Genomic DNA, 19,322 nt, shown 5'->3' on the forward strand with positions numbered 1-19,322 from the left:
GGCGAGGGGGCTACCAGCCTTAGCGCATATTCGAATCAATGGGAGTTCAAGGCCGATGGTGAACCGCAGCGACGTGCTCGACCGCGTGCTCGTTCTGGAAATGGTGCGCGTGACGGAATGCGCCGCGATGGCAGCTTCGCACCTCGTGGGACGCGGCGACGAGAAGGCGGCAGACGCCGCCGCCGTCGATGCGATGCGCGATGCGCTCAATGAACTCGCGTTCGACGGCACGATCGTGATCGGCGAGGGCGAGCGCGACGAGGCGCCGATGCTCTACATTGGTGAAAAGGTCGGCGCCGCGATCGGCACCGGTCCCAAGATCGACATCGCGCTCGATCCGCTGGAAGGCACGACGATCACCGCCAAGGCCGGGCCGAACGCGCTTGCCGTGCTCGCGATCGCCGAAGAAGGCTGCCTTCTCAATGCGCCCGACGTTTACATGGAAAAGCTGGCGATCGGGCCGGGCTACGCGAAGGACCTTGTCAGCCTCGACAAGAGCGTCACCGAGAACGTCGAAGCGCTTGCCAAGGCGAAGGGCGTGAAGCCCAACGAGATCATCGCCTGCGTGCTCGATCGCCCGCGCCACGAGAAGCTGATCGCCGAACTGCGCGCGATCGGCTGCGGCGTTGTGCTGATCCCGGACGGCGACGTGGCGGGCGTGATCGCGGTGACGAACCCTGAGACCACTGTCGACATTTACTTCGGCCAGGGCGGCGCGCCGGAAGGCGTGCTCGCGGCGGCGGCGCTGCGCTGTGTCGGCGGCCAGATCCAGGGCCGGCTCGTGTTCCGCAACGACGACGAGCGGCGGCGCGCGGCGAAGTGGGGCATCACCGACCTCGACCGCATCTACGACACCGAGGACATGGCCAAGGGCGACGTGATCTTCGCGGCGACCGGCGTGACGGACGGTTCGCTGCTCGACGGCGTGAAGCGCCTCAAGGGCGGGCTGGTGACGACGGAATCGGTCGTGATGCGCGCGTCTTCGGGCACGGTCAGGTGGGTGCGTGGCGAGCATCGCCGTTCCGACGCCTGACGCCTTTGTCTTCGGCGTCAGCCGCTCGGTCTCCGGGCGGCAGTGGCGCTGGCGGGGCGGCCCGCCGGGTGATGCCGCCGACGCGCTGAGGCTCGGCATCAGTGACGTGACCGCGCGCCTGTTCACGGCGCGCGGCGTGCGGGTTGAGGACATCGCCGCCCTCGCGCAGCCGACCATCCGCGATCTGCTGCCCGACCCTTCCATCTTCCGCGACATGGACACGGCTGCGTCGCGCATGGCGGACGCGGTGACGCGCGGTGAGGCCGTGGTGATCTTCGGCGACTATGACGTCGACGGGGCGACGAGCGCTGCCGTGCTGATCCGCTTCCTGCGCGCCGTCGGCGGCACGGTTTCGCATTACATCCCGGACCGGCTGCTCGAAGGCTACGGCCCCTCGGCGGAGGCGCTGGTGGCGCTGAAGCGTGCGGGCGCGGAGCTTGTCGTGTGCGTCGATTGCGGCACACAGGGCTTCGAAGCGCTGGAGGCGGCGAAGAATGCGGGGCTCGACGTGATCGTCGTCGATCACCACAAGGCTTCGACACTGCTGCCGCCCGCCGTCGCCATCGTGAACCCCAACCGCATCGATGAAGACGAAGGTGCCGCGTTCGGGCATCTCGCGGCGGTCGGCATGGCATTCCTCGTCGCCGTCGCGGTGAACCGTGAACTCCGACGGCGGGGCTGGTTCGCGGACCGTCCTGAGCCGAAGCTCACCGAACTGCTCGATCTCGTCGCGCTTGGCACGGTAGCGGACGTTGTGCCGCTTACGGGCCTCAACCGCGCTTATGTCTCGCAAGGCCTCAAGGTGATGGCGACGCGGCGCAACGCGGGCCTTGCCGCGCTTGCCACCGCAGCGCGGCTGGAACGCGCGCCGCGTGCGTCCGACCTCGGCTTCGCGCTCGGACCGCGCATCAATGCCGGTGGCCGCGTGGGGCAGGCGGATCTCGGCGTGCGGCTGCTGACCGGGGAGGGAGGCGAACTCACTGCCCTCGCGGATGAGCTCAACCGGCTTAACGACGAACGCCGCGCCATCGAGGCGATGGTGACGGAAGCTGCAATCGCGGCGTGCGAGCGCGCGGGCAACGCGCCGATTGCGGTGATCGCGGGTGACGGGTGGCATCCCGGAGTCATCGGCATCGCTGCCAGCCGCCTCAAGGACCGCTTCGGTGTGCCCGCGCTCGTGATCGGCATCGACGAGGCGGGCACCGGCAAAGGTTCGGGCCGCTCGATCCCCGGTGTCGATCTCGGCGCGGCGGTGCTGGCGGCGCGCGACGCGGGGCTCATCAGCGCGGGCGGCGGCCACGCCATGGCGGCGGGTGTCACGGTGGCGCGCGAGCGTGTCGACGACCTCGCGCGTTTCCTCTGCGAGCGACTGGAAGGAGATGTGGCGCGCGCACGCGCTGTCGATGCGCTCTCCTTCGACCTCGCGCTGGCGCCGGCGGGGGTTACGGTGTCGCTCGCCGAGGCCCTGGAAGCCGCGGGACCCTATGGAGCAGGTTGGCCGGGGCCCCGGGTCGCGGCTGGGCCGGTTTCGGTTGTGAAGGCCGACATCGTCGGCACCGGACACGTGAGGGTGATTCTGGCGGGCGCCGACGGCGCGCGCGTGAAAGCGGTGGCATTCCGCAGCGTCGATACACCGCTTGGCGCGGCGCTGATGCAGGCCGGCGGACGCAGGCTCTGGGTGTCGGGGCGTGTCAGCCAGGACGATTGGGGCTCGACGCCGCGCGCGGAGCTGCATCTCGACGATGCCGCGTGGGCCGACTGATCGATAAAATCAATCTGTCTGTCTCAAAAAAGTAATTTCGCCTTTGCTCCGTGCGTTGCTAAAGGGTCGCCATCCCCCAGTAACCCACAGCAATGGAGCGTACATGTCCCTCGTAAATACCCCGATCAAGCCGTTCAAAGCGCAGGCCTTCAAGCAGGGCAAGTTCGTCGAAGTGACGGAAGCGGATGTGAAGGGAAAATGGTCGATCTTCTTCTTCTACCCGGCCGACTTCACCTTCGTGTGCCCGACCGAGCTTGAAGACCTCGCCGACATCTACCCGACGCTGCAGAGCATCGGCGTCGAAGTGTATTCCGTCTCCACCGACACGCACTTCTGCCACAAGGCGTGGCACGACACGTCGCCCGCGATCGGCAAGATCAACTACTACATGCTGGGCGACCAGAACCACGACATCTCGAACAACTTCGAGATCCTGCGCGCGGGCGTCGGCCTTGCCGATCGCGGCACGTTCGTTGTCGATCCCGAGGGCGTGATCCAGCTCGTCGAGATCACGCCGGAAGGCGTGGGCCGCAACGCAGCCGAGCTTTTGCGCAAGATCAAGGCGCTTCAGTACTGGGTGAGCCATCCGGGTGAAGTGTGCCCGGCGAAGTGGGAAGAGGGCGAGAAGACGCTTGCTCCTTCGCTGGACCTCGTCGGCAAGATCTAAGGACCCCCTGGGTCGCAGGGGTTTCCCGGGGCGGCGGTTTGCGCCGCCTCCCCGGGGGCTCGCGGCCAAAAAACTGAATTTTCCGGAGCGTATCCATGTTGGACGACAACCTGAAACAGCAGCTGAAAGCCTATCTGCAGAACATCACGCAGCCGATCGAGCTGGTGGCGTCGCTGAATGACAGTGCGAAATCCGCGGAGATGAACACGCTCCTCGAAGAAATCGCAGCGCTTTCGGAAAAGGTAAGCGTCGCTCGCAAGGATGACGACAAGCGGCGGCCCAGCTTCATGATCCGCCGTGTCGGCACAGATATCGGCGTGCGCTTCGCAGGCCTCCCCATGGGCCACGAGTTCACCTCGCTTGTGCTCGCGCTGCTGCAGGTCGGCGGACATCCGTCGAAGGCCGCGCAGGACGTGATCGAACAGGTGAAGGCGCTGGACGGCGACTTCGTGTTCGAAACCTATTTCTCGCTGTCGTGCCAGAATTGCCCGGACGTGGTGCAAGCGCTGAACCTGATGGCGGTGCTCAATCCCCGCATCAAACACACCGCGATAGATGGCGCGCTCTTCAAGGACGAGGTCGACGAGCGCAAGGTGATGGCGGTGCCGACGGTGTTCCTGAACGGCGAGCCGTTCGCTTCGGGCCGCATGGAGCTGGAGCAGATCGTCGCGAAGATCGACACGGGCGCGCAGGCGCGCGCGGCGGAGAAGATCAACGGCAAGGCGCCGTTCGACGTGCTCGTCGTCGGCGGCGGCCCCGGCGGTGCGGCGGCGGCGATCTATGCCGCGCGCAAGGGCATCCGTGTGGGTGTGGCGGCCGAGCGTTTCGGCGGACAGGTGCTCGACACAATGGGCATCGAGAACTTCATTTCCGTGCAGCACACCGAAGGCCCCAAGCTCGCGGCTCAGCTTGAGCAGCACGTGAAGGACTATGACGTCGACATCATGAACCTTCAGAAGGCCGAAAAGCTGATCCCGGCACGCGCGGCGGGCGGGCTGCACGAAGTCCGGCTGGAGAACGGCGCATCGCTGAAAGCGCGAACGGTTGTGCTCGCCACCGGTGCGCGCTGGCGGCAGATGAACGTGCCGGGCGAGAACGACTATCGCAACAAGGGCGTGGCCTATTGCCCGCACTGCGACGGGCCGCTGTTCAAGGGCAAGCGCGTCGCGGTGATCGGCGGCGGCAACTCGGGCGTGGAAGCTGCGATCGACCTCGCGGGGATCGTCGCGCATGTCACGCTGATCGAGTTCGACAGCCAGCTCCGCGCGGACGCGGTGTTGCAGCGCAAGCTCGCCAGCCTGCCGAACGTGAAGGTCATCACGTCCGCTCTGACCACCGAAGTGCTGGGCGACGGCGAAAAGGTGACGGCGCTCACCTACAAGGACCGGAATAGCGACGATCTGCACCAGATCGAGCTGGAAGGCATTTTCGTGCAGATCGGCCTCGTGCCCAACACGGAGTGGCTGAAGGACGCGGTTGCGCTCTCTCCGCGCGGCGAGATCGAGGTCGATCACCGCGGCGAAACGAGCCAGCCGGGCATACTTGCGGCCGGCGATTGCACCACCGTGCCCTACAAGCAGATCGTGATCGCAATGGGCGAGGGGTCGAAGGCAGCGCTTTCCGCATTCGACTATCTGATCCGCACCGTGCCTGCGGAAGAAACGCAGGCAGCGTAAAGCTTCATATGCTGCTTGACCGACCGGGGCGTCCCCATTAGTGGAGGCGCCTCAACCGGCGCTGGCCCCATCGTCTAGCGGTCTAGGACGTCGCCCTTTCACGGCGAAAACACGGGTTCGAGTCCCGTTGGGGTCACCACGAAGCCTTCGGACGACACCCGGTAGTCGGGATGGCTGTCGTTGGCCTTGGACGGGTTGGGCGTGATCTCGATCGCGGCGCGGATCGTGAGGGTGCGAAGCTGGCCCTTGAAGCTGTCGCCTTCGCGGGTGACGTAGCCGATTGCAGACATAATTTCTCTCCTGTGTCTCGACGGCGACCATTCGCGGGCGATGGCCAGCCTGAGGAACGGCGTCAGCGCCCTTGCCGGACCTGTAAGGCCGCAGCGAACGCGGAGGACCGGAGACGGGGATAGAATTTTCCGATTTATTCCTTCGCGGGTAATGTCGGCTGTTTGGGACGATCCGGAAAGGCGGCTTACGGAACGCGAAGAGGCATAAGCTGCCGTTCCAAGTGATCGACACCAGTGTCAGCAAAGCGCCCCATAATCAGCCATTCGACCGTCTCGAACTTCGTCCCGAAAGCCGACATTGCCAAGCGATCGCACGGTCGGCAGGAAGTGGGTGGGAACCGGAATGGCGGGTTATGGAAGACAGATTGAGATAGCTGCCGTCCCAAAAAACGATCGAATATCGGGAAAGTCGCGACCGTAGTGCGATCAGAGCCCTATCTGATTGAGAAGCTCCTTGGTTGGCTGATTTAGATGGCTCCAAGCGTCATAAGCGCAATGCGCCCAATCACGCACCAAAGCGGAATGGTTGTCGATTGGCCGAGCGATCACGTCGGCGTGAGTAACCGCAAATCGCCCGGGGATCGTCGGCAAGGGCGGGAAGCTACCCCCCGCTAACTTCTGCATGACGGGCGGGATATCCGCGAGCGGACGTTTATGCTCGAAAGCTAATTGGAGGGCCGCATAATGCACCCACACCGACTGGACAGCTCGACGGTCGTTGGTATCGCCCGGATGCTGTAGCGCATAAGCGTCAACAGTAAGTCTATGAACGGCCCCGAAAAGCACCGGATTTTCATATTCCCGCGCCAGCAGATCGCCGTATGAGGACCAGCAACCTGCGGTGGACAGCATATATTTATGCGTCGTGCCTGACATTTCGGGAAATAGGCCTCCACAGCCAAAGCATTTCTGCAAAGAGGTTTCGATAACGCTGTCTGTGGCCACATCACGTCTCCGTATCGACACGACGAATATCCTTTGCCACGGCGCGCCGCAATCAACGCCACCAGAGTGGCGAAGGATCAGCTTTCCCGATTGGGAACCTGTGACGGGACGGCCAAGGCAAGATCGGGCTCGGAATGTCTCCGAGTTAGGTTGTTTTCCCAAAATCTGTTCCCGATTGCGTTTTCCCGAAACGGTCCGTGGGACATGGAGAAACGGGAATCTCGCGGGTCACGGAATGGCCGGTTTTCGGGTTCCGCGCCGGTCTGCTGAACGACCGCGATTGGGGCGGAAGCCGAACGACCGCTTCGCACGATTCTCTGCCAGAAGGAGACAGACTGGAATCGGCCCAATCTCTGCCTTCAGCATGCACCTTAACCAGTGGCAGCTTTCGGCGACCCAATCTGAGTCCCTGGACGTCAGCTATGTCGGCGATCACGGACCTAGTGATGCCCAATCCAATCCAAAGCGAGCGAGATACTTTCTTAGCCGGTCGGCATCGTTCGAGCTGTTGCGGCGCGCTCGTGAGGCGTTGAACAGGGTTCGCCCCGCTTCCGAGAGCGATCGGCTGGAGCGACATATACGGATCGTTTCGGCAAGTTGCACGCGATCGAACAGGTCGAGATTGGCAATTCTGTCGTCGCCCAATACTTGGGAAAGAATGCCGGCAGGATTGTCGGTCTGCCCCGACCAAAGGCGCCGCAGCCGCTCGATTTCCTTGTCGACGCAGTCCACATCAATACGGCCTTTCGGGCTGAGCGTGGACATGCGTGTCACGCTTGCCGCAAGGTCACGAAAATTCCCCGGCCAGCGTGCTTCGCCTGACGTCGCGAACGCAAGATAGCGCTGGCGTGCTTCCTTGTTGAAGCTCGCCTGATTTCCCTCGCGTTCGGCGAAGCGGTCGAGTTCATAGTCGAGATTGGGCGCTATATCCTCACGCCGGTCAGCAAGGCCGGGCAAACTGAAAGTCCAAAGGTTCAGGCGCGCATAAAGGTCGTCGCGGAAGGCGCCGGCGCCTACCGCTTCACCCAGGTCTCGATTGGTGCCGGCGATGAGCTGGAAATCAGATGCGACCTCTTTGTCGGCGCCGACAGGCAGGAAGCGTTTGTCTTCAATAGCACGGAGGATCATCGCCTGTTCGTCGACACCAAGTTCGCCAATCTCGTCGAGGAACAGCATGCCTTTGTCGGCAGACCGGAGCAGACCCGGCCGATCGGCGACGGCACCCGTGAAGGCGCCCTTGCGATGGCCGAACAAAGCCGACGTCGCACTGTCGCCCTTCAGCGTCGCACAATTCACCTCTACGAATGACCCGGCGATCTGGTGTTTGGCTTTTTTCAATTCGTAGATTCTTCGCGCAAGCTGGCTTTTGCCCGCGCCAGTCGGCCCCATCAGCAGCACTGGCGCGCGGGACCGCAGCGCAACCTGCTCGATCTCATCGATCATGCGGTTGAAGGCGGCATTGCGCGTGTCGATGCCGGACTTGAGGTAAGATGTGCTCTCCGCGCTCGCAACGGCAAAACGGGTGGCGATGCTGTCATAGCGCGACAGGTCGAGGTCGATGATGCTCCAGCGGCCGGGCGCCCCGCCATCCTCGGCACGTTTGGCCGGCTGGGTCTGGAGCAGGCGCCCCGGCAAATAGCGCGCCTCGGTCAGCAGGAAGAGGCATATTTGCGCGACGTGCGTGCCAGTGGTGATGTGGAGGAGATAATCCTGCTCGTCCGGATCGAACGGCTCGGCGCGCGCGAAGTCGAGCAGCTTTCCATAGACCTCCTCGAAGTCCCAAGCGTCGCGGAAATCAAGGACTCGCATGTCGACCTGGGTCTCGGGCGAGACCGAAGCGATGTCTTCGGCGACATATTCAGCTAGGCGCCGGTGGGCTGTGCTGTGGAGCAGCACCAATCGATCGATCCGCAAATCCTCATGCATCGTGAGCGCGACCGTCGGCCGCCACTTGTTCCAGCGTGATGGCCCGAATTTGCTCGCATCGAGTGTAGAGCCAATGAATCCAATGACGGTGAGGGGTTTCATTTTTATATTGTAGGATAAAATCGTATCTGTTGCGATAAAGAATTTAATCGTCGTCCAGCGAGATATGGCGCGCGTCCAAAAAATAAACCGTTCCATATCAATGGAATGAGAATTTTATGGTTTCTTGCCAGCAAGTTGGCACGCCTCCTGCGATATGGATTTTCGTCGGTCGAGCTGATTGTTCGGTCGGCAGGCGGAACTGGGGCGGTCGGAATGGGCTGGCCGCCCCAAGGACCGGAAATTCACAGGGCGTAGCTCAGTCTGCGCAGAGCGCCTGCCTTTGAGCAGGAGGCCGCAGGTTCAAATCCTGCCGCCCTGACCAGATGAGGAGTTGGACGATGGCCAACAAGGGACTATTTGCGAGCGCCGTGGCGAAGCTGCTGCCGCGCACCGATACGCTGAACCGGGAGGGCGCGCCGGCCTATGCCTATAGACCGAAGGCCAAGCTCGCCCAACTCGCGGCGACAGGCACGCTGGCCGACAATTTCTACGGCGCGGCGGAGACGCAGCTTGCCGATGTGCTGGATGCTGCTCGCGTTGTCGATCCGTACTTTGTTGCCCAGACTGCGATCTATGCCCGCACCTCCGGCGCGATGAAGGATATGCCGGCTTTGCTGGCAGCATATCTGACGGTTGCCGATCCTGACCTTGCGGTCAGGGTCTTCGGCCAGGTCGTGAACAGCGGTCGCATGCTGCGCAGCTTCGTACAAATCATGCGGTCGGGGCAGGTCGGGCGTACGTCGCTTGGCACGCGGCCGAAGCGGCTGGTCCAGCAGTGGCTGGAGCAGGCATCGATGCGTGACCTGATGCAGGCCGCGACCGGCAATGCGCCGAGCCTGGCGGACATCGTAAAGATGGTCCACCCGCGTCCCGCTGATGCGCAGCGCAAGGCTTTCTATGGCTGGCTGATCGGTCGTCCCTATGACGTTACCGCTCTGCCCGCCGAGATCGCTGCGTTCGAGACCTGGAAACAGGATCGCACGCTGCCGCTGCCACAGGTTCCGTTCGAGTGGCTGACTGCTTATCCGCTGGGCGCGGAGCAGTGGGCGGAGCTCGCCGGTCGCATGGGCTGGCAGGCGCTGCGGATGAACCTCAACGCCCTCGCGCGCGCAGGCGCGTTTGGGGTGGAGGGGTTCACCGAGAAGGTCGCGGGTCGGCTTGCCGACCGCAATGCGCTCCTTGCCGTGCGGCCCATGCCCTATCAGTTGATGCTGGCGCTGGGGCAGGTGAGTGACGGCGTGCCGCTCAAGGTGCATGCAGCGCTCGAGGACGCGCTGGAGCTCTCGCTCCGGAGCGTACCACAGGTGCCGGGCCGCGTGGTCGTCTGTCCCGACGTGTCCGGGTCGATGAAATCGCCGGTAACGGGCTACCGCAGGGGCGCTTCGTCGAAGGTGCGCTGCATTGATGTCGCGGCTCTCGTCACGGCGGCGATGCTGCGGTCCAACGGCCAGGCGCGGGTTATCCCATTCGAGCAGGCCATTGTGCCGGTGATGCTGAGGGCGACTGACCGGGTCGCGGTGAATGCTGCGACACTGGCTGCAGTCGGCGGTGGCGGGACGAATGTCTCTGCGCCTCTCGCTCTCCTCAACAAGGAGAAGGCGGCGGTCGATCTCGTCATTATCGTCTCGGACAACGAGTCCTGGGTCGATGCGACGCGGGGCGGTTCAACTGCGACGATGCAGGAGTGGACGAAGCTGGCGAAGCGCAATCCGCAGGCAAAACTCGTCTGCATCGACATCGCGCCTTACGGCACGACGCAGGCAGCGAGCCGGCGGGATATATTGAACGTCGGAGGCTTCTCCGACGCGGTGTTCGTCACCATCGCGCGTTTCGTCTCCGGCGAGACGCACGACTGGGTGAGCATCGTCGAACAAGTGGAGGTCTGAACGAACAGGGTCGTGGCGAATGCTGGCAGGACTACATGTCACCAGAGGAGGCCCGACGAGTAAAGCGCCCGAAAGGCAGTTGTGCCGGAAGGGAGATGCGGGTTCGAACCCCGCCGCCGACACGTAGCTTAAGGGCCGCGTCTTGCCGTCCCTCGTCGCCACGACCCGACCAGAATATCATGGCGAATGCCTGTGGAACTACATGGATTTCAGGGTCGACGGTTCGAATCCGTCCGGGTGCATCCCGTAGCTCAGTGGATAGAGCATGAAACTGTTTCACGACCCCCTTGTCGCCATGGCACCGATTGAAGCTGGCGAATGCCGGTGGGACTACACGGTTGAGGTCGAAAGGCCGAGCGGTTCGAATCCGCCCCGGAGCAATCCGGGATGTCTCGCCAAAACTCGTCGCCGGCACCATGACCATGTAAGGAGGTCGAGATGACCGAGAGTAAAACCTACGACATTCAACACGTCGAAGGCGGCAAGCCGATCAAGCTGTGGACGCGCGGTGTGCCAGTTGACGAGAAGGCGCATGAGCAGCTCCGCAAGGCGGCGCAGATGCCCTTTGTGTTCAAACATGTGGCGGCGATGCCGGATGTGCATGTCGGCATAGGTGCGACCGTTGGCTCGGTGATCCCGACCAAGGGTGCCGTCATTCCAGCAGCGGTCGGGGTCGATATCGGCTGCGGCATGATGGCCGCGCGCACGTCGCTCACGGCAAGCGATCTTCCGGACAATCTGGAGGGCGTACGCTTGGCGATAGAGCGCGCCGTGCCGCATGGGCGCAGCGTCAACCGGAACAAGCGCGATACCGGCTCGTGGGGTGATCCGCCGGCCGAGATTGTGGCGGCCTGGGCGACGCTCATCGAGCGTTTCGACCGGATCACGGAAAAGTACCCGCGGTTCAAGAACACGAACCAGTTGACCCATCTCGGCACGCTGGGAACGGGCAACCACTTCATCGAGCTCTGTCTCGATACCGAGCAGCGCGTGTGGATCATGCTCCACTCGGGATCGCGCGGTGTGGGGAATGCAATCGGCACGTTCTTCATTGAGCTGGCCAAGCAGGACATGCGCAAGTGGTTCATCAACCTGCCTGACGAGGATATGGCTTACTTCCCGGAAGGGACGGACCATTTCGACGACTATGTCGAAGCGGTCGAGTGGGCGCAGGACTTCGCCGCGCTGAACCGCCGGATGATGATGACGAACGTGATCCGGGCGCTGCGCGGCCAGATCGCTAAGCCTTTCGACGCAGAGCTGGAAGCGGTGAACTGCCATCACAATTATGTGACGCGCGAGAACCATTTCGGCGAGAATGTGCTCGTGACCCGCAAAGGCGCAGTGCGCGCGGCGAAGGGCGCGATGGGCATCATCCCGGGTTCGATGGGCGCGAAATCGTTCATCGTGCGCGGTCTCGGCAATGCGGAATCGTTCGAGAGCTGCAGCCATGGCGCGGGGCGTGTGATGTCACGCACCCAGGCCAAGAAGCTGGTCTCGCTCGACGAGCATATCGCCGATACGGCGGGCGTCGAATGCCGGAAGGACGAGAGCGTCATCGACGAGACGCCCAAGGCCTACAAGCCGATCGAAGCCGTGATGGCCGCCCAGGCCGATCTGGTGGAAATCGTTCATACGTTGAAGCAGGTGGTGTGCGTGAAGGGATAAGCCTTCACGCACATCCAGGGGGAATCATGATCATCATTGAAGGGTCGGAAGGCGAAGGTGGTGGGCAGGTCGTGCGCAATGCATGCGCGCTTTCGCTCGTCACTGGCAAGGCCGTCCGGATCGAGAATGTCCGCGCCAAGCGGTCGAAGCCGGGGCTCATGCGTCAGCATGTGACGGCAGTCGAAGCCGCGTGTGTCATTGGAAATGCTGAATGCCAGGGGCTCCATGTCGGATCATCTGTGCTCAGCTTCACGCCGGGCCGCGTCGCGCCGGGCGAGTATCACTTCGCGGTCGGCACGGCGGGGTCGACGGGTCTTGTCCTGCAGACAGTGCTCATGCCGCTGCTGCTTGCCGATGCACCTTCGCGGGTGGTGTTGGAGGGCGGTACGCACAACATGCTCGCGCCACCTTTTGATTTCATTGAAAAATGCTTCTTGCCAGTCATCAACCGCATGGGACCAACGGTGGAGGCTCGACTTGTCCGGCACGGTTTCTATCCGCGCGGTGGCGGCAGGATCGAGGTTGATATCAGCCCGGCGCCACTGAGACCCATTGATTGTCTCGAGCGGGGCGCTCTGATTGGCGTCAGTGGTCAGGCTCTCCTCGCAGGTTTGCCGTTCGAGATCGCTGAGCGCGAGATCAAAATGGTGCGTCGCGAACTTGGCTGGTCGGACCGAGAGGCCGGCATCCGCGAGCTCCCCGACGATCAGGGACCAGGCAACATCCTGTTGCTCGAAGCGCAGTTCGAACATGGCACTGAGATCGTAAGCGGCTTCGGCCAGTTGGGCGTGACCGCTGAACGCGTAGCCAAGAAGGCGGTCGGGCGGATGCTTGGGTTCTTGGAATCCAAAGCCTTTGCCGGCCCCTATCTGGCCGATCAGTTGCTGCTTCCCTTCGCGCTCGCTGGCGGAGGCAGTTTCACGACAGTCAAGCCGAGCCAGCATAGCCTGACGGCAATCGACGTGATTGGGCGCTTCCTGGATCGGCGGCTTGCGTTCTCCCAGCGGCCCAGTGGGATGCACTTGCTCACCGTGCAGTAAGTATACAGTCATGCTTCGGAGTTCCCGAGCATGGCTGTAGGCGCGGTAGCGCCACGAGATCGCCGCATCAAGGGGTGTCGGCTTGCAGGTTCTGGCGGCTTACCGACAGACGTCTGCTATGTTGTCGGGTCTGGTCACCGAACCTGCTCCGCCCACAATGGCTGCTATTCGCGGTAATCGCTTGAGATCGGACTGTCTGGGCACGACAACTTCATGGCCTTCTTTGGATTACGGCTAGAAATCTGAAATCTGTCAATGTTCAGGGGGCCCAGCGCCAGTCTGATGGCCTTTTAGCGTTGAGATAGCGTCGCTGCCACGCTCACCAATTCAAGTACCCTACTTCGCCCAGGACCGGCGCCACCAACAGAAGCAAAGCCGTGCTAACCCCAGCGCATATCCAAGCCCAAAACCAAAGGTGGCTCCGCTGCATTCGTTTGGAAGACCTCCACCAGTATACCACCGCGAAGGCAGGCAGCCACATGATCAGCGCTGGTAATAGATAGTAGCCGAAGAAGATTAGAGCGCCCATTCCGAGACAATATGTTAAATGCCGATCACCACAAGTGAGGTATATCGTACCTGAAGACGACGTTCTGATCCCCCGAGTTTTAAGCCATCGACCTCGATCATTCGCACGCCCGAGATCGGTCAGCCTGAACCGACGGCAGCTTTAAAAGATCACATCAACGGAAGCGAACGGCAGCTATGTCGGCGGCTTCAGGCGCCACCACCCCAAACTGCCATGTAAGGCAGTATCGCAAAGAGCGACACCCCGCTGACCGATCCTAGGACCCATGGCCGACGTAGGAACGCATTGCAAAGCCACGCGCACGCAAGGAGCATAATTGCCACAAAGAGCGGCCAGACGATGTAGAGGTTTATTTGTCCGATGTTGGGATATCCAGCTACCTGCTGGGCGACGACCCCCCTCAAGCCATCGCGACCCAAAAGTGCCAGTGCGAACCAGAGGCTGATCGCCACGCCTGCTATGATGTTCGCCGCTCTCACGAGTTTAGAATATCGACACCGGTGAAGTTCGCAATGACCGGTTTCAGTGGCCATGCGAGGGCAATGCAATGGCGGCTATTCAGGCGACTGTCGACATCCAGGCCGCCGGTCGCCTCAGCCGGAAGGCGCGTTCGAGTCGATGTTTGCAGAAGACTTGCCGTTCATATCCGCAGGATGCGAACGGCAATCTCCTTGTCCTTAAATCTGGATTGTGTCCACGAGAACAATCTCGCTGTCCTCGATCGCGGTGATCCGCAGGACCTCGACATCGCTGATCGCTGCCCCGTCCCGAGCGCCGATGCGAACGTCGTCGACCCGTACTGTACCAGTTGCAGGGACGAGATAGGCCTTGCGATCCTTGCCCAGTGGATATTCGGCGGTTTCTCCGGCTTTCAGAGATGCTCCGATCACACGTGCGTCGGTACGGATGGGAAGCGCGTCGGCGTCGTTGTCGAAGCCTGAAGCGAGCGTGACAAAATGGCCGGAGCGATCGCCTTTCGGAAATGGCCGCGAACCCCAGCTCGGCTGCTCGCCGCTTCGCGTCGGCAAAATCCAGATCTGGAAGATGCGCGTCGTCACATCCTCCAGATTATACTCCGAATGGCGAATGCCGGTGCCCGCCGACATGACCTGCACGTCACCGGCTTCCGTGCGTCCTTTGTTGCCAAGATTGTCCTCGTGCGTGATCGCGCCCTCGCGGACATAGGTGATGATCTCCATGTCACGGTGCGGGTGTGGCGGGAACCCGGTTTTCGGCGCGATCGTGTCATCGTTCCACACGCGCAGATTGCCCCACTGCATCCGCTTTGGGTCATGGTAATCTGCGAACGAGAAATGGTGCTTGGCATCCAGCCACCCGTGGTTGGCGCCACCAAGGCTTTCAAACGGTCTAAGTTCGATCATCGGAAATCTCCTTATCAAGCGGCCGTGCCGCTCGCTCTGTCACCAAGGCAAGATAGGGATTGCGAGCTTTACCGTTTAGACGGATAAACCTGCATGAAACGTTCGAAGGAATTGAATAGTGGCTGGTCCCGGAACGCCGACTTTCGATCAGCTACGTATCTTCCTTGCCATCGTCGATACCGGCAGTTTCGCGGCGGCCGGACGTAAGCTGAACCGCGCGGTTTCCGTCATCAGTTACGGCATCGCGAATCTCGAGACGCAGCTGGGCCTCACGCTGTTCGAGCGCGAAGGCACGCGAAAGCCGAAGCTGACCGTGGCGGGCCGTGCCGTGCTCGCGGAGGTGCGTGCGGTTTCCCACGGCATCGACGGCCTGCGGGCAACGGTGAAGGGCCTTCTGGAAGGGCTCGAGGCGGAGGTGGATCTTGCCATCGACGTGATGCTGCCCCCGGAGCGCGTCGGCCGCGTGTTGAGGACGTTTGCCGTGGAGTTCCCGACGGTACAGCTCAGGCTTCACGTCGAAGCGCTGGGCGCGATCACGGCCATGGTGCTCGATCGCAAGGCCGCGATCGGCATATCCGGTCCGCTCGCCGCTGGGATCGAAGGCGTGGAGTGTATTTCAGCGGGATCGGTTCCAATGGTGCCGGTCGCCGCTCCGGACCACCCTCTCGGGCGCATGGAACGCATCGCGCCGGGTGCAGGGCGCGATTATACGCAGCTCGTCCTCACCGACCGCTCGCGCTTTACGGAGGGGCAGGATTATTCCGTATTGAGCCCCAAGACTTGGCGACTCGCCGATCTGGGGGCAAAGCATGCGCTGCTGCGCGAAGGTATCGGCTGGGGCAACATGCCACTGCCGCTCATCGAACCCGACCTCGTCGCAGGCACGTTGGTCCGCCTTGTCATGCCGGACCATCCAGGCGGCATATACCGCTTTGCAGGCGTCTGGCGCCGTGACACGCCGCCGGGCCCTGCCGCCTCATGGCTGCTCGATCAGTTCGTGAGGATCGGGCGCAATGATGTGGAAGAAAACGGGCTCGGAGATGTCTAGAAGCGCATCATCGTTTCAAAGCCGACCATACCGATGGTGCGTGCGCGACCTGTCTCGCGGATAAAGCCGCCGGGCAGGAACAGGGATGCGGAAAGCCCGACGGAAAACACCGAACTTACCTGCCAGCCGAGCACGGCTTCCGTCTGAGCACCAATGAATCGCGCGTTTGCCGCGCCAGTTCGAAGCAATTGCCCCGGCACCTCGTAAACGCCGTCGCGCCGGCTCGCGCGCCAATAGGCGACGCCGGCGAGATCGAACGAAACGCCGCCGCTGAGATCAAAGTCGATGCTCGGGTGGATGTTGGCGATGTTGTAGGGGCCGATCGGCGAGAGCTCGCCGAAATACTTGCCCTTGGGGAACATGGGATTGAACGTGCCGAGGCTGTTGTCGGTGGGGTTATCGTCCCCGCTCGCTATATTCGCGCGCAAACGCATTCGGGGCGCAAATGGTGCATCTTCGAATCGGTAGGCCGTTTCCGTCGCGAGCGACCACGCACGGATTCGCGCGCTGCCGAAATGCCCGCGCTGCAGCATCGCCTCCCAGTTCCACGCCCAGCGGCCGCGCGCGCCAAAGATGCGGACACCGTAGGTGCGCCGCTTTTCGTTGGCTACCGCCTGCACGAAGCGGGCGGCTTCGTTGCGATAGTCCAGCCAGTAGGCATCAACGGCAAGCCCATCGGCGACCGGCACAGTTGCATAGACCCCGCGCAGGCGTTTCGTCGAAGAGGTGCGATCATCGAAATCGTCCGGACCGGGCGCAACGGGTTTCACGCCGATCAGGTCGGCCTGCACGCCTTGATACCTTAGCGACAGGCGAACGCCGTCGAACGCTTGCGGCACGTTGGGGCCATAACGCGTACCGACGAGCCGTTCGCTGCCGAGCGGTATGAACGCGCGACCCCCGCGAACCGTGATGTGCGCGTTTTCGCCGAGCGGCAGATCGAGATCGGCGAACGCCTGCAACATATCGATGCCCGTTGCGTCGGCAGGGCCGTCTCCAGCGCCGACGCCGCGCGCCATGGCTAGGATCGGCTGCACGAAGGCGCGCAGTGGCCCAGCATGGACATCCATATGCGGTATCGCGCGTAGCCAGAGATAGGAATCGTCCGGCGCATCGCCGCCCCCCCACAGGTTGCCCCGAAACCCTTCGTAGCGGGCCCGCAACTCCAGCCCGAAACTCGCATAGCCCGAGCCGTCTGCGTGCAGCGGCTGATACTTGGCCACACGCCACCATGGATCATCGCCCGATTTCGGTAGTGCGCGCAGTCCCGTCCAGTCCTCGTCGTAGCGCCAGTTGCTCTGCGCGACGTCCGGCATCTCGGCCGCCGCCGTGCCCGGAAGCATCACGGCAAACAGCAGAAGAGACCAACGCATGATCAGGCCGGGCGCAGCAGGTGGCGAACCACGGGAGGCACATCACCGATATGGAAGGCGTTCAGCGTTTCCTGATCGACACGGTCCGCATGGGTGGCGCGCGCATGCTGGCGCTGATGTTCAAGCCAGCTTTCAACGACGAAACCCTCGGTGACACGGCCAGGTTCGGCAGCATCCTCCCACACGTCCCAGCGGATCGCGCCGTCGCGGAGGCGGACGGTGCTGAACCGGCGCAGCGCCGCAATAAAGTCGGGGGCCCGCGCGGGATCTATACGGTATTCGATCTCGATCAGCACCGGCCCCCGGTCTCCAGCAAGCGGAACGGCGACGACCGGCTCCGCCCAGTGGTTGGACGGCGCCAGATCAACCGCCTCTCCGGCGGGAAGCCGCCAGACGATCGCCAACAGCAGCGCGGCACCCTGTCCGATCCCGGCGACGATCAGCGCCGTCGCGACATCGGTGCGGGCCGCAAGCGTTCCCCAGAGCACGCTGCCGCCCGTCATCGCGCCCTGAAAGGCCAGCAGGTAAACGGCGAGCGCGCGTGCCTTCACCCAGCCGGGTGATGCCATCTGCGCGGCAACGTTGAGCGAGGTGAGCATCCCGATCCACGCCAGGCCCGCAACAAGCATCACGGCGCCCGCAACAACCGCGCTCTCGGCCAGGGCAAGCGATAGCGTGGCGAGCGCGAACAGCGCTGTCGCGCCGATGGAGATGGTGTTCGTGGCGATGCGCTTACGCAAACGCTTCAGCAGCAGCGCACCCATCACCGCACCCGCGCCCATGCAGCCGAGGAGCGCGCCGTAGCCTGCCGCATCAAGCCCGAGCTCGCGCCGCGCCACCAGCGGCAGCATCGCCCAAAGCGCACTGCCGAAAACGAAGAAGCCGACCGCACGGATCAACACCAGTCGCAGCGCGGGCGCATGCCGCGCGTACCGGTATCCGGCTTTAAGCGCGCCAAAGAAATGCTCGGGCGGCAAGGCGCGCGCGGTTGCGGGTCGCTGCCAGCGAAGTAGCACGAAGAGAACCGCGACCACCGAGAGCGCGTTGAGCGCGAAGACGGCGGGGGTTCCCGCGAGCGCGACGATGACGCCGCCAAGCGCCGGGCCGATGGCGCGCGAGATGTTGACCCCAAGGCTGTTGAGCGCAACCGCATCCGGCAGGGTCTTCGCGTCGACGAGTTCGGGTACGATGGCCTGGAAGACCGGCGCGCTGAGCGCCGCTGCGATGCCGAGCACGAAGGTCGCGGCGAGCAGCACATAAGGTGTCGTCAGCCCCTGCCATGTCAGCACCGCGAGCACGGCCGCCGCCGTAAGACCGAGCATTTGTGCTGCAAGCAGCATCCGCCGCCGGTCGAGGATATCGGCGAGCGCGCCCGATGGCAGCGCGAGCAGGAACATCGGCAGCGTCGTCGCCGCCTGCACCATCGCCACCAGTAGCGGACTGGGGCTGAGCGAAGTCATCAACCAGCCCGCGCCGACATCATGCATCCACGTGCCGATGTTGGAAATGACCGTGGCGATCCACAGCGCACGGAACACCGGGAAGCTGAGGGGCCCTGCGGCTTTCGCGGAATCCGCCGTCACGACCGAATCTCCCTCTCGGCAAGGATCGCGGCGAGTACCAGCCCGCCGATCAGCCCGGCATGCTCGAGGAAGGTGTTGCGTTCGTGGAAACGCGCCAGCGGATCGGCAACCTGCCAGAAGGGATGCGCAATGATCGTGGCGAGCGCCGTGAACACGCCGAGCGCACCCGCGCCGAGCCATGCCATGCGGCCAAGGATGAGCAATGCCGATGCGCCGATCTGAACTAGGATGGTTGCCGTAACGGCGAGCGCTGCAGGCCGCAGCCCGAAGTACGCGGCCTCGGCGAGTGCGCCGCCCAAATCGGCAAGCTTGGCAAGGCCGCTTGTCCAGTAAGGAAGCGTGAGCAGCGCCGTCGCGGCAACCGCGAACCAGCGCTTCCTTAACAGCGCGGCGATGGGTGCGGGCGTCATCA

The 19,322-nt window shown here is 63.1% G+C and carries 15 protein-coding genes and 2 tRNA genes; 10 read left to right on the top strand and 7 right to left on the bottom strand.

Translation table 11 applies throughout. From position 1 onward, the window contains the following. Positions 1-55: 55 nt before the first annotated feature. The 5 genes from glpX to DFR51_RS04475 all read left to right on the top strand — a co-directional run bounded on the left by glpX (position 56) and on the right by DFR51_RS04475 (position 5,277). Complete coding sequence (glpX, locus tag DFR51_RS04455) at positions 56-1,033, top strand: class II fructose-bisphosphatase (RefSeq protein WP_121047798.1); 978 nt, start codon at positions 56-58, stop codon at positions 1,031-1,033. Continuing rightward, positions 1,005-2,795, top strand: coding sequence for a single-stranded-DNA-specific exonuclease RecJ (recJ, locus tag DFR51_RS04460; protein ID WP_243445375.1), 1,791 nt, complete (start codon positions 1,005-1,007; stop codon positions 2,793-2,795). The genes glpX and recJ overlap by 29 nt, the downstream gene beginning before the upstream one ends. 103 nt (positions 2,796-2,898) lie before the next feature. Continuing rightward, positions 2,899-3,462, top strand: coding sequence for an alkyl hydroperoxide reductase subunit C (gene ahpC / locus DFR51_RS04465; protein WP_121047799.1), 564 nt, complete (start codon positions 2,899-2,901; stop codon positions 3,460-3,462). A gap of 95 nt (positions 3,463-3,557) precedes the next feature. Then, positions 3,558-5,138, top strand: coding sequence for an alkyl hydroperoxide reductase subunit F (gene ahpF / locus DFR51_RS04470; protein ID WP_121047800.1), 1,581 nt, complete (start codon positions 3,558-3,560; stop codon positions 5,136-5,138). A gap of 63 nt (positions 5,139-5,201) precedes the next feature. Next, positions 5,202-5,277, top strand: a tRNA-Glu gene (locus DFR51_RS04475). Here DFR51_RS04475 and DFR51_RS04480 read toward each other — a convergent pair. From DFR51_RS04480 to rtcR, 3 genes are all read right to left on the bottom strand, one after another. Further along, entirely contained in the window at positions 5,237-5,428 is a 192-nt protein-coding gene (locus tag DFR51_RS04480) for a DUF736 family protein (RefSeq protein ID WP_121049777.1), read from the bottom strand. The two genes, DFR51_RS04475 and DFR51_RS04480, sit on opposite strands and share 41 nt — an antisense overlap. A 426-nt stretch (positions 5,429-5,854) precedes the next feature. Continuing rightward, complete coding sequence (locus DFR51_RS04485; RefSeq protein WP_126494688.1) at positions 5,855-6,373, bottom strand: DUF5946 family protein; 519 nt, start codon at positions 6,371-6,373, stop codon at positions 5,855-5,857. A 432-nt stretch (positions 6,374-6,805) separates the two neighbouring features. Next, positions 6,806-8,401: an RNA repair transcriptional activator RtcR gene (rtcR, locus tag DFR51_RS04490; RefSeq protein WP_121047802.1), complete on the bottom strand. Its 1,596-nt coding sequence runs from the start codon at positions 8,399-8,401 to the stop codon at positions 6,806-6,808. A gap of 245 nt (positions 8,402-8,646) precedes the next feature. Between rtcR and DFR51_RS04495 the strand changes: the two genes are divergently transcribed. The 4 genes from DFR51_RS04495 to rtcA all read left to right on the top strand — a co-directional run bounded on the left by DFR51_RS04495 (position 8,647) and on the right by rtcA (position 12,995). Continuing rightward, positions 8,647-8,723: transfer RNA gene (locus DFR51_RS04495), tRNA-OTHER, on the top strand. A gap of 16 nt (positions 8,724-8,739) precedes the next feature. After that, positions 8,740-10,287, top strand: a complete 1,548-nt coding sequence (locus DFR51_RS04500; RefSeq protein WP_121047803.1) for a vWA domain-containing protein — start codon at positions 8,740-8,742, stop codon at positions 10,285-10,287. 438 nt (positions 10,288-10,725) lie between these two features. Further along, on the top strand, positions 10,726-11,955 hold the full coding sequence (locus tag DFR51_RS04505; protein ID WP_121047804.1) for an RtcB family protein: 1,230 nt from the start codon (positions 10,726-10,728) through the stop codon (positions 11,953-11,955). Positions 11,956-11,981: 26 nt separating this feature from the next. After that, positions 11,982-12,995, top strand: coding sequence for an RNA 3'-terminal phosphate cyclase (gene rtcA / locus DFR51_RS04510; protein ID WP_121047805.1), 1,014 nt, complete (start codon positions 11,982-11,984; stop codon positions 12,993-12,995). Between the two features lie 1,206 nt (positions 12,996-14,201). Here rtcA and DFR51_RS04525 read toward each other — a convergent pair. Next, a complete protein-coding gene (locus DFR51_RS04525) occupies positions 14,202-14,906 on the bottom strand; it encodes a pirin family protein (RefSeq protein WP_121047808.1) in 705 nt (234 codons plus the stop codon). Positions 14,907-15,024: 118 nt separating this feature from the next. Between DFR51_RS04525 and DFR51_RS04530 the strand changes: the two genes are divergently transcribed. Continuing rightward, positions 15,025-15,954: a LysR family transcriptional regulator gene (locus DFR51_RS04530; RefSeq protein ID WP_121047809.1), complete on the top strand. Its 930-nt coding sequence runs from the start codon at positions 15,025-15,027 to the stop codon at positions 15,952-15,954. Here the strand turns inward: DFR51_RS04530 and DFR51_RS04535 are convergent. From DFR51_RS04535 to DFR51_RS04545, 3 genes are read right to left on the bottom strand one after another with little or no spacing between them, the layout of a single operon-like run. Then, on the bottom strand, positions 15,951-17,327 hold the full coding sequence (locus DFR51_RS04535) for an alginate export family protein (protein WP_121047810.1): 1,377 nt from the start codon (positions 17,325-17,327) through the stop codon (positions 15,951-15,953). The two genes, DFR51_RS04530 and DFR51_RS04535, sit on opposite strands and share 4 nt — an antisense overlap. A 2-nt stretch (positions 17,328-17,329) precedes the next feature. Beyond that, complete coding sequence (locus DFR51_RS04540) at positions 17,330-18,910, bottom strand: MFS transporter (protein WP_121047811.1); 1,581 nt, start codon at positions 18,908-18,910, stop codon at positions 17,330-17,332. Then, entirely contained in the window at positions 18,907-19,320 is a 414-nt protein-coding gene (locus DFR51_RS04545) for a DoxX family protein (protein WP_243445376.1), read from the bottom strand. The genes DFR51_RS04540 and DFR51_RS04545 overlap by 4 nt, the downstream gene beginning before the upstream one ends. Positions 19,321-19,322 lie beyond the last annotated feature (2 nt).

Source organism: Sphingosinicella microcystinivorans (assembly GCF_003634215.1).
GTDB lineage: Bacteria > Pseudomonadota > Alphaproteobacteria > Sphingomonadales > Sphingomonadaceae > Sphingosinicella > Sphingosinicella microcystinivorans.